14 protein-coding genes and 1 pseudogene are annotated in these 13654 nt (G+C 52.3%); 8 read left to right on the top strand and 7 right to left on the bottom strand.

What is annotated here, in order from left to right; translation table 11 throughout:
• The first annotated feature begins 185 nt into the window (after positions 1–185).
• From rlmH to M0R33_RS11240, 6 genes are all read left to right on the top strand, one after another.
• On the top strand, positions 186–650 hold the full coding sequence (gene rlmH, locus M0R33_RS11265; protein ID WP_292568823.1) for a 23S rRNA (pseudouridine(1915)-N(3))-methyltransferase RlmH: 465 nt from the start codon (positions 186–188) through the stop codon (positions 648–650).
• Positions 651–654: 4 nt separating this feature from the next.
• Positions 655–1230 carry a nucleoside triphosphate pyrophosphatase gene (locus tag M0R33_RS11260; RefSeq protein ID WP_292568821.1) on the top strand — a complete coding sequence of 192 codons (576 nt, stop codon included), beginning with the start codon at positions 655–657 and terminating at the stop codon, positions 1228–1230.
• Positions 1227–2681, top strand: a complete 1455-nt coding sequence (rng, locus tag M0R33_RS11255) for a ribonuclease G (protein ID WP_292568819.1) — start codon at positions 1227–1229, stop codon at positions 2679–2681. Before M0R33_RS11260 ends, rng begins: the two co-directional genes overlap by 4 nt.
• 12 nt (positions 2682–2693) lie before the next feature.
• Entirely contained in the window at positions 2694–6488 is a 3795-nt protein-coding gene (locus M0R33_RS11250; protein WP_292568817.1) for a YhdP family protein, read from the top strand.
• A gap of 66 nt (positions 6489–6554) precedes the next feature.
• Entirely contained in the window at positions 6555–7373 is an 819-nt protein-coding gene (locus M0R33_RS11245; RefSeq protein WP_292568816.1) for a carbon-nitrogen hydrolase family protein, read from the top strand.
• A gap of 5 nt (positions 7374–7378) precedes the next feature.
• Positions 7379–7966, top strand: coding sequence for a hypothetical protein (locus M0R33_RS11240; RefSeq protein WP_292568814.1), 588 nt, complete (start codon positions 7379–7381; stop codon positions 7964–7966).
• A 9-nt stretch (positions 7967–7975) separates the two neighbouring features.
• Here M0R33_RS11240 and moaC read toward each other — a convergent pair whose 3' ends face one another.
• Complete coding sequence (moaC, locus tag M0R33_RS11235; protein ID WP_292568812.1) at positions 7976–8464, bottom strand: cyclic pyranopterin monophosphate synthase MoaC; 489 nt, start codon at positions 8462–8464, stop codon at positions 7976–7978.
• A 50-nt stretch (positions 8465–8514) separates the two neighbouring features.
• Between moaC and M0R33_RS11230 the strand changes: the two genes are divergently transcribed.
• Both M0R33_RS11230 and M0R33_RS11225 read left to right on the top strand, forming a co-directional pair.
• Positions 8515–8748, top strand: coding sequence for a MoaD/ThiS family protein (locus tag M0R33_RS11230; protein WP_292568810.1), 234 nt, complete (start codon positions 8515–8517; stop codon positions 8746–8748).
• Between the two features lies 1 nt (position 8749).
• Positions 8750–9208, top strand: a complete 459-nt coding sequence (locus M0R33_RS11225; protein ID WP_292568808.1) for a molybdenum cofactor biosynthesis protein MoaE — start codon at positions 8750–8752, stop codon at positions 9206–9208.
• 80 nt (positions 9209–9288) lie between these two features.
• On the opposite strand, the gene M0R33_RS11220 is transcribed toward M0R33_RS11225, so the two are convergent.
• The 6 genes and pseudogenes from M0R33_RS11220 to M0R33_RS11195 all read right to left on the bottom strand — a co-directional run.
• On the bottom strand, positions 9289–9768 hold the full coding sequence (locus M0R33_RS11220; RefSeq protein WP_292568806.1) for a copper resistance protein NlpE: 480 nt from the start codon (positions 9766–9768) through the stop codon (positions 9289–9291).
• Positions 9769–10045: 277 nt separating this feature from the next.
• Positions 10046–11137 carry a hypothetical protein gene (locus tag M0R33_RS11215; protein WP_292568804.1) on the bottom strand — a complete coding sequence of 364 codons (1092 nt, stop codon included), beginning with the start codon at positions 11135–11137 and terminating at the stop codon, positions 10046–10048.
• Between the two features lie 3 nt (positions 11138–11140).
• Positions 11141–12766 carry an NAD+ synthase gene (locus M0R33_RS11210; RefSeq protein ID WP_292568802.1) on the bottom strand — a complete coding sequence of 542 codons (1626 nt, stop codon included), beginning with the start codon at positions 12764–12766 and terminating at the stop codon, positions 11141–11143.
• Positions 12766–13068: a type II toxin-antitoxin system RelE/ParE family toxin gene (locus M0R33_RS11205; protein ID WP_292568801.1), complete on the bottom strand. Its 303-nt coding sequence runs from the start codon at positions 13066–13068 to the stop codon at positions 12766–12768. Before M0R33_RS11205 ends, M0R33_RS11210 begins: the two co-directional genes overlap by 1 nt.
• Positions 13065–13280 (bottom strand): addiction module protein, encoded by a 216-nt coding sequence (locus M0R33_RS11200; RefSeq protein ID WP_292568799.1) that lies wholly within the window; start codon positions 13278–13280, stop codon positions 13065–13067. The genes M0R33_RS11205 and M0R33_RS11200 overlap by 4 nt, the downstream gene beginning before the upstream one ends.
• A 38-nt stretch (positions 13281–13318) precedes the next feature.
• Positions 13319–13654, bottom strand: a pseudogene (locus M0R33_RS11195) (succinate--CoA ligase subunit alpha); the annotation flags it as partial.

Here is a 13654-nt window from a genome sequence, read left to right as displayed (position 1 = left end):
TTATAACGTTGTTATAGCTGGGAATGGGCCCGAAAATATTACGGGTTTGATTTCGCAAAGCTCCGCGCATCGTGTACTCTAACCGCCCATAAAATTAGACTTATAAGGCAGGGGCCAACAAGCTTTCCATGACAGCATCGATTTCAGGATTTGAACATACCCGTCTCCAGCATGCTGGTTAAACCATGCAAATTCATCTGATCGCCGTCGGCAACAAAATGCCGGACTGGGTGAAGCAAGGCTATAATGAATACGCGAAACGGTTGCCGCGCGAATGCGAACTGGTGTTGAAAGAAGTTGCCCCGGATAAGCGCCGCGGCGGCGACATTGCCCGGATTACCAAGGAAGAAGGCGAGCGCATGCTGAGCGCCTTGCCGTCCCGGGCCCATGTGGTAACCCTGGATATACCCGGCAAACCATGGACTACCGCCGATTTGGCTAAAGCCCTGCAACGTTGGCTGGGTAATGGTCAGCCGGTGGCCTTGATGGTGGGCGGACCGGAAGGCTTATCGCAACAAGTCCGGGATATGGCGCAAGAATCCTGGAGCCTGTCGCCGTTGACATTTCCTCACCCGCTGGTGCGTATCATCGTGGCTGAACAAATCTATCGGGCCTGGAGTCTGATGAATAATCACCCTTATCACCGTTAAGCGTATGAAGCCACAACTTGTGCTTGCCTCCGCCTCGCCGCGCCGTAGCGAATTATTGCAACAAATCGGCATTTGCCATGTCATTCAAGCAGTGGATATCGACGAAACGCCATGGTCGCACGAATCGCCGTTGGCTTACGTGGAGCGGGTGGCAACTGAAAAATCCGTCGTCTGCCGGGCCTTACGTAACGACGAGCTGCCGGTACTGGCAGCCGATACCAGCGTGGTTTGCGATGGACGAATCATGGGGAAACCGGAAGATAAACAGCATGCCGTAGCGATGTTGATGCAACTATCCGGCCGTTCGCACCAAGTGTATAGCGCAGTTTCATTGCGTGGAGACAATCATTGGCAGGCCGTCAGCGTCAGCGAGGTGACTTTCCGGCCCTTGAGTCTGGCGGAAATCGCCGCCTACTGGGAGACCGGCGAGCCGCGGGATAAGGCCGGTAGCTATGCCATTCAGGGCGTGGCCAGTATTTTTATCGAATCAATTACAGGCAGTTTTTCCGGCGTGATGGGCTTACCGCTGTTTGAAACCGCACAATTATTAGCCAAACAAGGGATTAAAGTCATCGCATGAGTGAGGAAATCTTAATAAACGTCACCCCCCCGGAAACCCGGGTAGCGGTGATTGAAAACGGCGTGTTGCAGGAACTGATTATCGAACGGCTGCGCCAAAAAGGCCTGGTCGGTAATATCTATAAGGGCGAGGTGTGCCGGGTGTTACCCGGCATGCAGGCCGCTTTTGTGGATATCGGTTTGGACAAGGCCGCGTTTCTGCACTTGTCTGACTTTAACAGTCAGGAACTGGCCGACGGTTCGGAAAACATCGAACACTATCTGAAAGAAGGTCAGAAAATCGTAGTGCAGGTCACCAAGGACCCTTTGGGTAATAAAGGTGCGCGACTGACCACCGATATTTCCATCCCGTCGCGGTTTCAGGTTTATATGCCTTATGCGGCTAATTCCGGAGTCTCGCAGCGTATCGAATGCGAGGATGAACGGCTACGCCTGCGGACTTGTATCGAAAGTTATTTGCAAAAACACACGGTGCCCGGCGGCTTTATTGCCCGCACGGCGGCCGAATGCGTGGAAGATGTGATCTTGTTTTCAGACATGACATTTTTACACAAGTTGTGGGAATCCATTCTGGATAAGAGCAAGAAAGCCAAGGTCAAATCCCTGATCCACGAAGATTTACCGCTGAGTGTACGCACCCTGCGCGATTTATATAAGGAAGGCATCGAGAAGGTTCGGGTCGATTCCAGGGAAACCTTTTTGCGCTTGGTGGAATTTGCCGAGACATTCGTGCCGGAGGTGGTGCCGGTGATAGAGCATTATTCCGGCGAGCGGCCGGTATTCGATATTTATAATGTCGAAGACGAGATCACCAAAGCGCTGGACCGCAAAGTTAAACTCAAATCCGGCGGACACCTGGTCTTCGATCAGACCGAGTCGATGACCACGGTGGACGTCAACACCGGCGGCTATGTCGGTGGCCGCAATCTGGAAGAAACCATTTTCAAAACCAACTTGGAAGCGGCCCAGACGATTTCCCGCCAACTGCGGTTACGCAATTTGGGCGGCATCATTATCATCGATTTCATCGACATGCAGAGCGAAGACCATAAAAAACAGGTGTTGACCGCATTGCAACGTAATCTGGACAAAGACCACGCTAAAACCAAAATTACCGAGGTTTCCGCGCTGGGTTTGGTGGAAATGACCCGTAAACGCACTCGGGAAAGCCTGGAGCACATCTTGTGCGAACCCTGCTCGACTTGCGGCGGTCGCGGCGTACTGAAAACCTCCGAATCGATTTGTCTGGAAATATTCCGTGAAATCATCCGGGTGGTAAGGCAATATAGCGTACAGCAAATTTTGGTGTTGGCGTCCGAACAGGTGGTGGAAATGTTGCTGGACGAGGAAGCCGATATGTTGGCCGAATTGGAGGTGTTTCTGAAGGTAGCGATTAAGATACGCGCCGAAACCGAATATAATCAGGAACATTATGACGTGGTATTGCTGTAGCCTCTAAATTTTGTGATCGTTCATATTACCCGCGCTACTCGCCATTTATTTTTTTGGTCGCTGATTGCAGTGGCCATGTTGATGAGCTTTGCCCGAATTTTTCTGGCCGACATCGATGATTATCAGGTGGAACTGGAGCAAAAAATTCGCCAGATTACCGACATTCCAGTACATATCGGCTCATTGGAAGCCGGTATGCGCGGCTTTAATCCGGAAGTTATTTTAAAGGGCATCAGTATCGAGGCGGAAGATCCATTAAGCAAGCCGGATATTCAGCTCAGAGAAATTCGCTTGGGGATTGATTTTCTGGATTTACTGCTTAGCCGGGATTGGTTGTCGGCCTGCCGGGTAACCTTGGTGGGCGCCAATATCAGCATCATCCGCAAGGTAGACGGCAGCTTCATTCTCAAAGGCCTGCAGGCCAGCGACGAACCGCCGTTTTGGCTATTGCAGGGCGGAAAATACGAAATTCTGGACAGTCAAATCACTTGGCAGGATTTGAAACGCCATGGCACGCCGGTACATTTCGACCGCTTCGATTTGGTGCTGAAAAACCATTATTTCGACCAAAGCCACGAAGTGCACCTGCTCAGCAAGCTTCCGGAGCAATACGGAGACAGCTTGCGTATTTCAGCGCATATCACCGGCAATATTTTCGTGCCGGATAATTTTGCCGGCCAAATCTACCTGGAGGGTACCGACCTGCAGGCGGCGGCCCTGGTTACCGGCGATTTACCGCTGGGTTTCAATCTGCAATCCGGAGCCGGGGATATTCGGGTCTGGAGTTTATGGCGTAATGCCAGTCCTTATCAGATAGACGGGTACCTGCAGGCCCAACAGGTCAAAATCAGCAAAAACCAAGCTAAACCTTTGGCCATGGATACCTTCGAAGGTAGTTTTAGTTGGAGCGACAACGACGGCCAGTGGCGCTTGGCCGGCTATGATGTGAATGTGTTTGCCAATCAGCAACGCTGGCCGGATGGGGCTTTTTATCTGCAACAGGATCCGCGGGGTAATTTGTCGGCCGTCATCAAGCAACTGGATTTGCCGGCCGCGATGTATCTGGCACCGTTATTGATACCGATCGACCATGATTATGCCGATTACCTGGCCCTCAATCCTAAAGGCCGTTTGCAGGATGTCAGCGTGTTTGTCGGCAGCGATTTCCTGCGCTATGCCGTCCGCGGTAGTTTTACCGATTTGGGTGTGGAACATTTCGGCGCTATCCCGCAAATCAAGCATGTCAGCGGCGAAATCAGCTTGACCGACCAGTACGGGCAAATCATGCTGGATACCCGGAGCGCCCAATTCGATGCGTCGGACTGGTTTAGAAATCCGTTGGATGTCAAACGGCTACGTGGAACCCTGTACTGGTGGCAAACCGCTCAAGCTTGGCAATTCCGCAGCCGCAATCTGGAAGTCGATAGCGCCGACTTTACCGGTGTTGCCCAGCTGGATTTATGGTTACCCAAAGGCGAAGCGTCGCCTATTCTGGATTTTACGCTGGCCTTTGGCCAATTTAACGACATCAGCCAAGTACCCAAATATCTACCCGCCAAAATCATGGGGGAGGGGGCTGTCGAGTGGCTGGACGATGCATTTATCGGCGGGCAAATCAAGCGCGGCGAGCTGGTCGTGAAAGGTGCGTTGGATCAATTTCCGTTTCTAAATGGCCAAGGCCTGTTTGAAACCGTGTTTGCCATCGAAAACGGCGAAATTCAATTCAATGAAGACTGGCCGCATCTGCAGGATGTCTACGCCGATGTACAGTTTTTGGGTGAAGATTTGCAGGTGGCGATACTGGAAGGTCGCAGCGAGAAAGTCGACATCGATCAAGCCGTGGTGACGATTCCCGCGCTGGCCGACAGTGAACATGTGTATGTCCGCGGACAGGTGGAGGCCAAATTCATGGACAGCCTGGCTTTTCTGCAAAAATCACCCTTGAAGCCTAAAATAGACCCTGTCGTGGATCTGATCAACGGCGCCGGGAAGGCTAGAGTGGATCTGGATTTAAAGATTCCTTATTACGAAACCGATCCGGTCAAAGTCAAGGTCGATGCGCACCTGGATGGTGCTCAATTGACCGTAAAACCCATTGCTCTAAATGTGGATGCCATAAAAGGTGTTTTGACGTTTACCGAGGATCGCATTAGCAGCAGCCGATTAGACGCCCGCAGCTTGGGCTATCCGATTCAAGGCCGGCTGAGTAGCGATGCGCAAGCCACCTATCTGGACATTGACGGCGTTACCAGTATCGAAAAACTGGAAAAGCAATTTAGTTTTTTGCAAAACGATGCTGCCAAAGGTAAATTTGCCTATACCGGCAAACTGATCCTGCCGTACCAGCCGTCCTTGCCCGGTTCTTTGCGTATCGGCACTAATCTGAAAGGCGTCAGTATCGATAGTCAGCCGCAACTCAGTAAAGCGGCCAATGAAGAACGGCCGCTAAGTTTGAATTTTCAATTTGAAGAAGGCCCTGACTTACCGTTGGAACTGCGCTACGCTAGCGAACTTAGCGGCTATTTCCTAATCGATAAAAAGCAGGAAAAATTACAGTCGGGGCACATCGTTTTCGGCCAGGGTCAGGCCAGCCGGTTTGAGGCGGCAGGTCTGAAACTGCATATTCGGCAACCCAGTTTTAACTTATCGCAGGCCGTCGGTGCATATAGCGAGAATGCCGCCAGCCGTTTTCCGGCGGTAAAGGAAGTCTCTATTGATACCGAACAATTGATTTGGCAAGGCCAGGAACTGGGGGCCTTTCAATGTCAAATGCAATTTGCCGACAAGCAGTGGCAGGGCAGTATCGACAGCAATATGGCCAAGGGGCGATTTAGCGTACCCGAACAACTCAGCGGGAATAACCGTATCAAGCTGAATATGGATTTCCTGAACCTGTCGGCCATGGACAAGTTTAATCTGGACAGTGCCGATGAGGTGGTTACCGAGTTGCCTTTGATCGATATCGATAGCGTTCGGTTATTATGGCGCGGAGTAGATTTGGGCGCGCTAATGTTGCAGACCGAACGGGTGAGCAATGGCATTCACTTCAAGACCATTCAATTACAAGGCGGTAAACGTAAAATCAATCTGAGCGCCGACTGGTTAAAGCAACCGACCGGTACCGTTACCCAAATCAAGGGCACGCTGCAGGCCGACAAGTTTGGCGACTTGTTGTCTCGGTTGGCCTTTAGCGACGATTTCAAGGAGACCACGGCCGATATCGGCTTCAAGGGCGGCTGGCGCGGCGGGCCGCACCAGTTCTCTCTGTCCCGTCTAAATGGCTTGTTGCAACTTGATTTAAAAGACGGCCGAATTTCCAGTATAGAGCCCGGTTTCGGCCGTTTGCTGGGTTTAATCGCCATGGAACAGTGGGTGAAACGGCTGAGCCTGGATTTCCGCGACGTTTACCGGCAGGGTTTGGCTTTCGATGAAATCAAGGGACACATCAAAATCAAGGATGGGCTGGCATATACCGAGGATTTGACCGTGGATGCCGTGGCGGCCAATTTTTATCTGGCCGGCTACGCTAATCTGGCCGATAAGACGCTGGATCAGCGCGTGGCGGTCGTGCCCAAGAGTTCCGACGCCGTGCCCATTGCTGGTACAATCGTCGGCGGTATCGCCAGCATCATTACCCAGGTTGTGACCGACGATTATAGGGAAGGCTATTTCTTCGGTTCGCAGTATCAATTATCGGGGGCCTGGGGCAATATCGAAGTAACGCCGTTACATGATGAAGATGGTTTATTGAAAAAAACCTGGCGGGGCCTGACCGATTTCGGCTGGCTGAATTCCATCACGGAATAAGACGATGGCCGGTTGCGGCTTCGGTCCTGGCACGTGAAATAATAATAACTAGCAAAAGGATCAACTATGACAATCTGCGCAGCGATTCAAATGGCGTCAGGCCCGCAAGTCAACGCCAATCTTTTGGAAGCTGAAAAACAAATCGCCGACGCTGCAAACGCGGGCGCCAAGTTGGTAGCCCTGCCGGAAAATTTTGCCATCATGGGCATGAACGAATACGACAAAGTCAACGTTCGAGAGACCGATGGTCAGGGGCCTATTCAGGAATTTTTGTCCGCCGTGGCTAAAAAATACGCATTATGGGTGATCGGCGGCACCATGCCGATGGCGGCTCGGGCGGACAACAAAGTGCGCGCGGCCTGCCTGGTGTACGACGACCAAGGCCAGCGGATGGCGCGTTACGACAAGGTACACTTGTTCGATGTCAGTGTGCCGGATACCGCCGAAGAGTATCGGGAGTCGGATTCAGTGGAAGCCGGCGACGGCTCCTGCGTCATCGACACGCCTTTCGGCCGAGTGGGCATCGCGGTTTGTTACGACTTACGTTTTCCGGAGTTTTTTCGTCCCATGGCCAGTAAAGGACTGGATATCATCGTGATACCGTCGGCATTTACTTCCAAAACCGGCGCCGCGCATTGGGAAGTGTTATTACGAGCTCGTGCTATCGAGAACCTGTGCTATGTGATTGCGCCCAATCAGGGCGGTTTTCATATCAACGGCAGGCAGACTTACGGACATAGCATGATCGTTGATCCTTGGGGGGTAGTATTGGATTGCTATAAAACCGGGCCCGGCTATGTATCCGCCGATATCGATAAAAACCGCCTGGAAAAAATGCGCGCCGCTTTCCCCGCTCTTGAACACCGACGCTTTTTTTGCGAGTAACAAATATGTCGAAACACCTGATAGTCGGTTTGCCTATGCTGCTTTTGTTTGGTTGCGCGGACACCTCGGACAGGTATCGCGACACGCACCATTTGGAATTACCGCCGGAGCTGCCGATTGAGCATACTCATGCGCAACCGGCGGTAGCGCCTGATGATTTACACCCCAAAGCCGCCAGCACATCGCCGCTGGAAAATCTGATGGATTTTAAGGACGATGGCGAAAAACCGCTGTTGACCCTGAAAACCCGCCCGGATCGGGCCTGGGAAATGGTGGTGGTGGCACTGAAAATCAGCAATATCGAAGTATTGGATAAAAACCGCGAGGAAAACCGGCTTCAGGTTCGTTACGATCCGGACACCAATGGTCGGGAACCAAGGGTATTGGACGTGTTCTTTAATAACGATTATGCGGAAGCCGAATATACCGTGCGCTTAAAAGAAGACATTTTGGGCATAGTAGTTAACGTTGCGCTGAGTAAGCCGGAGCAGCTGGAATTCGGCGAAGACGGTTCCGCGAATTTGTTGCGCCTGTTGCATAAAACCATCGATGAAAAAATTATTCATCGGGAGCAGAATAAAAGCGAGGAATAAATTGCTTGGTTAATTTTCGCCGCGTTGCCAATGACCTGATTTGCCGCCGCTTTTTTCCAGTAGGCGCACCGATTGTATAACCATGCCGCGATCCACCGCTTTGCACATGTCATAAACCGTCAGCAGGGCAATTTGGGTTGCGGTGAGCGCCTCCATTTCCACCCCGGTTTGGCCATTGGTTTTTACGGTGGTCAGGCAATGTACCCGGTTAAACTCAGGTTGCGGCAGCAGCTGAATTTCCACGTGGGTCAGCGGCAGGGGATGGCAAAGCGGAATCAAGTCCGCGGTTCTTTTACTGGCCATGATGCCGGCAATCCTGGCAATGCCCAGTACATCGCCTTTTTTGTGATCGCCCGTCATAATCAATGCTAAAGTGTCCGGCAACATTTCAATCATACCTTCGCACACCGCCACCCGTTGTGTGACGGCCTTTGCGCCGACATCCACCATGTGGGCTTCCCCCGCGTTGTTAAAATGAGTGAGATGTGATTGGGACATGATCTTAGCTTATGATGAAAAATTTACATTGTATTATCGGGTAAACAACCATGTCGATTAAAGTCCGCTATTTTGCCAGTTTGAAAGAAAGTGTCGGCCGTAGCGAAGATGAATTACAAATAACTTATCCTTTGACGGTTCACGCCGTTTGGCAACAACTGAATCCGGATTTTGCTATGCCCGACGCAGTGTTGGCCGCGGTGAATATGGATTACGTAGCCTTGGATGTCTTGGTGCTGGATGGCGATGTACTGGCATTTTTTCCGCCGGTTACCGGAGGTTGATGTGTTGATCAGGCTTTGCGAGGCTGCCGTCGATCCCTGGCAAGAAATAGCCTCATATCAGGCCGGCTTGGCGAAGCTGGCCGGCAAATACGGCGCCACCAGTGTATTTGTGGGTAGCATGCGCGATTTCAATCAAGGCGATGATGTCCGTAGTATGTTTCTGGAGCATTATCCGGGCATGACCGAAAAACAGTTGCAACACATCGTCGAGCAAGCCCAAGAACAATGGCCCATTCTGGAAAGCTTGGTGATACATCGGGTGGGCTTGGTCAAGCCGGAAGATGTGCTGGTGGTCGTGGCGGTGTGGTCCGCGCAGCGTGGCGATGCTTTCGACGCCAGCCGTTTTATCATGGAAAACCTGAAAAGCCGTGCGCCATTCTGGAAAAAGGAAGTGCTGGCTTCCGGCGCGGAGCGCTGGGTGGAAAAAAATACCGATGGCTACCAGCATCAACCCAGTTAAAGTGCCGCCTTGCAACTAGGCGTTCAACAGGGGCGTGGCTAGCGCGCATGATAGCCGGTTAAAGTCCTCTCGACATCTTGTTAATGACCTGAATGCGAGGGTGGCTCCGAGCTTACATCCTGGCGACGTAAAACATAGCGACTGGCCTGTTCGCCCGAGACAAGGTTGCCGTCTTTATCCAGCTCGGTCAGGGTATCGTTGCCGATCAAGTATTGTCTTACGGTGTTGCCTTTGCGTGGGGTCAGGATAATCGTATCCTGCTTTTCACCCCAGGTAAATTTGCCTTTTTCCACGTAGTCCCTTGGCGACTTGCCGGCGTATTGGTAAATCATGATATAGGTATTATTTTTGTTCAGCGCCAGCGAAGTTTTTATGCCGTAACAATCCGCGCAGGGTAACAGGCCCTTATAAATGCCCGGCCAGTCTAGGCTTTTGTGGCCATGGTGAGTGTCGGCGTCCGCCTTGCCGGTTTCGGCAAACGCCGGGTGATAGCCTGAAAGGGCGGCAAGGAAGAGAGAAAGGGTTAGAATTCGTTTGAACGGTTGTCTGATTGTGCGCATATTGACTCCTCTGCAAAACCACAAAATAGTAAACCATGATGGGTAGCATGTTACCTACCCATACAGGACTAGAGGTTCGTTTGTATTCAATTTAGCGGCTTTCTCTTGTGGAGCGCGCGCTACGGGTTTACAAACGAATCTCTAGCCCGGTGCTTATTGTGGCATAGCCGGGACGGTGTTGACCGACTAAATGCGTTTCCCTGCTACAGGGCGGTTTAAAACAAGGCAGCAAAATAATCAACGGATTAGATTCGAGCGCTGCCTGGCTGATTGCCGATCAACTTTGACCGGTTTGATGGCTGATATAGCTTCGGGCGATTTTGCGTAAGCCGTTAGCGGAAATTTCCAGGCCAAAAGGCGAGCCTATCGACTCCAGTTCGTACATCAGGTCGGTAGCGGCGATCAAGGTCAGGTAACGCAGGCCTTCGGCGCCAGGAAGCTGTTTGGACACGGCGCGCAATAACGGGGCCAGTTCATCCCAGGATTCGTTGATAAAAAGCCGCACCGGGTCGTTGCCTTCCGCGTGGTCGCTACTCAAGCCTTGCTCGAACGCCAGACCGGCTTTTTGTAAAACGGCATGCAGGGTGTCGCGATTTTCGGCTAAATCGCCGCTTAACGGAAGCTGGTCTATGCTTTTGTCCAGGGACGTTTGCCAGTTTTGCCAGATGGTTTGCCATTGCTGTAACTCGCTGGCGTTCAAGGTGGCCACGGGGGCGGTATTGGCGGGTTTGACGTTAGCTATAAAGCCCAAGCTGAGAACTATGGCCTTGCTGTCGACCTTAACGCTGTTAAACCGCAAGCTGTTGACCGAGTCATGCAGCTGTTCGCTATCTTCCACGGGCACATAGGGCAACAGCGTTTTAATGATATCGTCGCGGGAGTCGTTCAGATCGATCTTTAAATCGGCCAGACGCGGGGCGACTACTTGCTGCAGCAAGTCTTGCAGTTGATTGATGTTGAGCTTTTGGCCGTTACTGTCGAATGCGTTGGTGCTGGTAACCGGAAAACTCAACACATTGCCGGATTTATCCAGGGTGGGTTTCTGGAAGGTTTCCAGAATGCCGCTCCACTTCACCAGCGTCATGCATTTACCGCCCATTTTGGCGCCGAATTGAGCCTGTACGTTGTTGTCTATTTTTACTTGGCCATTCTCCCCGGCAATTTGCGGATTGGATAAATCCAGAAAACTGCAGTCCTTGCCGTCCTTCCATAAACGGGCGGTTTGACCGGGGCCGGTAAATAATTGCGTGATCAGCACATTGCGGATCAAGCGGTAATCCATGGGGACCGGCACGTTGATTTCACGGGCCAGACTCGTACCGGACAGTAGCAGACCGACGGCAATGCATAGCGGGCGTATTAAAGGCATGATTTACTCCTCGATAAGGGTGGCGGCACCGCGATAAGCCGAAGATATCGGGTAACGGCCGTCGCGGCCAAAGGCTCTGTGGGTGATGCGAATGCCGGGGGGCGATTGGCGGCGTTTGTATTCGTTGCGATCGACCAGGCTGATAGCACGTTTCACCGCCGCTACGGGATAGCCCAAGGCCACGATCTCGTCGGCGGATTTATCCTGTTCAATGTATAAAGCCAAAATCGGATCCAGTACTGCATACGGTGGTAAAGAATCTTCGTCTTTCTGATCCGGCGCAAGTTCCGCGGAAGGCGGTCGGGTGATGACGCGTTCCGGAATCGCCGCGGAAATCGTGTTGCGAAACTCGGCTATCTTGTACACCGATAACTTCGACACGTCCTTTAACGGGGCAAAGCCACCGGCCATGTCACCGTATAGGGTGGCGTAGCCGACGCTCATTTCGCTCTTGTTGCCGGTAGTCAGCAATAATTTGCCTTGTTTGTTGGATAGCGCCATGAGTAACACGCCACGGCAGCGGGCCTGGATATTTTCCTCGGTAGTGTCTTTTTTACTGCCGGTAAATAGTGGCGCCAACATATCGTTAAAGGCATTCACGGCCGGTTCGATAGGAATGATGTGATGCTTGACGCCCAAGGCTTCGGCTTCCAGTTTGGCGTCTTCGTTGCTCATGTCCTGGGTATAGCGGGACGGCATCAGCACCGCTTCCACCTTATCGGACCCCAGCGCATCCACGGCCAAAGCCAGTACCAAGGCGGAATCGATGCCGCCGGACAAGCCTAAAATCGCGCCATGAAAGCCGTTCTTGCGCACATAATCCCGGATACCCAGCACCAAGGCCTTGTACTCGCTGATCACGGGTTGATAGAGCGGCGCGATGCCGGTCGGTTGCGGGACGTTATCGCTAAACGCCACGATGCCGAGCTGTTCGGCGAATTCCTCGGCACGAAACACTATCTCGCCCCGGCTATCGGCAACAAACGAGGCGCCATCGAATATCAGTTCGTCCTGGCCGCCGATTTGGTTGACGTAAACCAACGGTACGCCGGCTGCTTTGACTTGGGCGCAAACGACGTCTTCGCGCTGCTGCATTTTGCCGGCATGAAACGGCGAGGCATTTAAGGTCAGAATGATGTCGGCGCCGGCGTCGCGATTTTTGGCGATGATGCCGGGTTGCCAGATGTCTTCGCAAACCGTTAGTGCCAGCCGGGTGTTCCCGTTGCTGAACAAACAGGTTTGCTGGCCGGCCGTAAAGTAGCGTTGTTCGTCGAATACGCCGTAGTTGGGCAGTACGTTCTTATGATATTCGGCGATTATTTGGCCGTTACGCAATACAGCCGCGGTATTGTAAAGATACTGTCCGATTCGCCGGGGATACCCAATCACCACGTCGATACCGTGCAGTTGCTTGGTTAACGAATCGACGGCCCGCTGTGTTTGTCGGATAAAGTCTTGCCGGAGTAATAAATCTTCCGGCGGATAGCCGGTGACGCATAGCTCCGGAAACACGATGATATCGGCAAATTGCTGTTTAGCCTGTTCGGCGGCGGCAATGATCTTTGCGCTGTTGGCCGCAATGTCTGCAACGCTGAAATTCAGTTGGGCGAGAGCGATTTTTAAGGACATTAGGAAGTCGGAGATAGAATTTTTTTGTGCCAGTTTGGACTGCGGCGGCAGTCCACTACCGCATAGATGCGAATAATCCGGCTGTCAACGCGATAATAATCCGCAAAAGGAAAGCGCCGGGACAGTAGTCGAAGGTATTTGCCGAAATGGATAGAATGGGCACCCGCATTGATCAACAATGATTCGATAACCGAAAACAAACTATCCAAAAAGTCATCGCCTATGCCTTGCGCTTGTGTTTTATAAAAACGTCGCCCCGCAGCCAAGTCATCCCGGACGGAACGAAGTATTTCTATTCTCATATCAATTGATTACGAAGCGTTTCTTTGGCGATTATCCATGATTCGAAGTGGTCTGTGCCGTTGCTGACGCCTTGTTCTCGCTCGGCCAAAACCTCGCCGTGCCAGTTCAGTGAGTCGATGGCACTAGTCAGGTTTAATAAACTATCCCAAAGAGACTCCATCATCTGGAGTTTTTCTTCCACGCTCAATGATTCTAATGCTACGTTAATCATCTATTCACCTCTTCATTTTGTTTGGCGGGAGTCGTCCGTTAAAAACAATCCCGCATCGCGACGCCGATGTCCGATGGCGAACTAACCATATGCACGCCCGCCGCCTCCATCGCGGCGATCTTGCCTGCTGCAGTACCGGTGCCGCCAGTGACGATAGCGCCGGCGTGGCCCATACGTTTGCCCGGCGGAGCGGTTTGGCCGGCGATATAGCCGACCACCGGTTTGGTGACATGGGCTTTGATAAATTCGGCGGCCTGTTCTTCGTCGCTGCCGCCGATTTCGCCGACCATCACCATGCCGCAGGTGTCCGGGTCGTCCTGGAATCGGCTGAGTACGTCAATGAAATTCATGCCGTGAATCGGGTCGCCGCCTAT

The sequence above is a fragment of the Methylomonas sp. genome, from assembly GCF_023228165.1.
Classification (GTDB): domain Bacteria; phylum Pseudomonadota; class Gammaproteobacteria; order Methylococcales; family Methylomonadaceae; genus Methylomonas.
The sequence above is the reverse complement of the archived record's forward strand: the minus strand, read 5'-3'. Positions and strand labels throughout refer to the sequence as shown.

Bases quoted from the DNA above. Each gene is read 5' to 3' on its own strand.
- rlmH (WP_292568823.1), top strand. From the start codon at position 186: ATGCAAATTCATCTGATCGCCGTCGGCAACAAAATGCCGGACTGGGTG.
- M0R33_RS11260 (WP_292568821.1), top strand. From the start codon at position 655: ATGAAGCCACAACTTGTGCTTGCCTCCGCCTCGCCGCGCCGTAGCGAA.
- rng (WP_292568819.1), top strand. From the start codon at position 1,227: ATGAGTGAGGAAATCTTAATAAACGTCACCCCCCCGGAAACCCGGGTA.
- M0R33_RS11245 (WP_292568816.1), top strand. From the start codon at position 6,555: ATGACAATCTGCGCAGCGATTCAAATGGCGTCAGGCCCGCAAGTCAAC.
- M0R33_RS11240 (WP_292568814.1), top strand. From the start codon at position 7,379: ATGTCGAAACACCTGATAGTCGGTTTGCCTATGCTGCTTTTGTTTGGT.
- moaC (WP_292568812.1), bottom strand. From the start codon at position 8,464: ATGTCCCAATCACATCTCACTCATTTTAACAACGCGGGGGAAGCCCAC.
- M0R33_RS11230 (WP_292568810.1), top strand. From the start codon at position 8,515: ATGTCGATTAAAGTCCGCTATTTTGCCAGTTTGAAAGAAAGTGTCGGC.
- M0R33_RS11220 (WP_292568806.1), bottom strand. From the start codon at position 9,768: ATGCGCACAATCAGACAACCGTTCAAACGAATTCTAACCCTTTCTCTC.
- M0R33_RS11215 (WP_292568804.1), bottom strand. From the start codon at position 11,137: ATGCCTTTAATACGCCCGCTATGCATTGCCGTCGGTCTGCTACTGTCC.
- M0R33_RS11210 (WP_292568802.1), bottom strand. From the start codon at position 12,766: ATGTCCTTAAAAATCGCTCTCGCCCAACTGAATTTCAGCGTTGCAGAC.
- M0R33_RS11205 (WP_292568801.1), bottom strand. From the start codon at position 13,068: ATGAGAATAGAAATACTTCGTTCCGTCCGGGATGACTTGGCTGCGGGG.
- M0R33_RS11200 (WP_292568799.1), bottom strand. From the start codon at position 13,280: ATGATTAACGTAGCATTAGAATCATTGAGCGTGGAAGAAAAACTCCAG.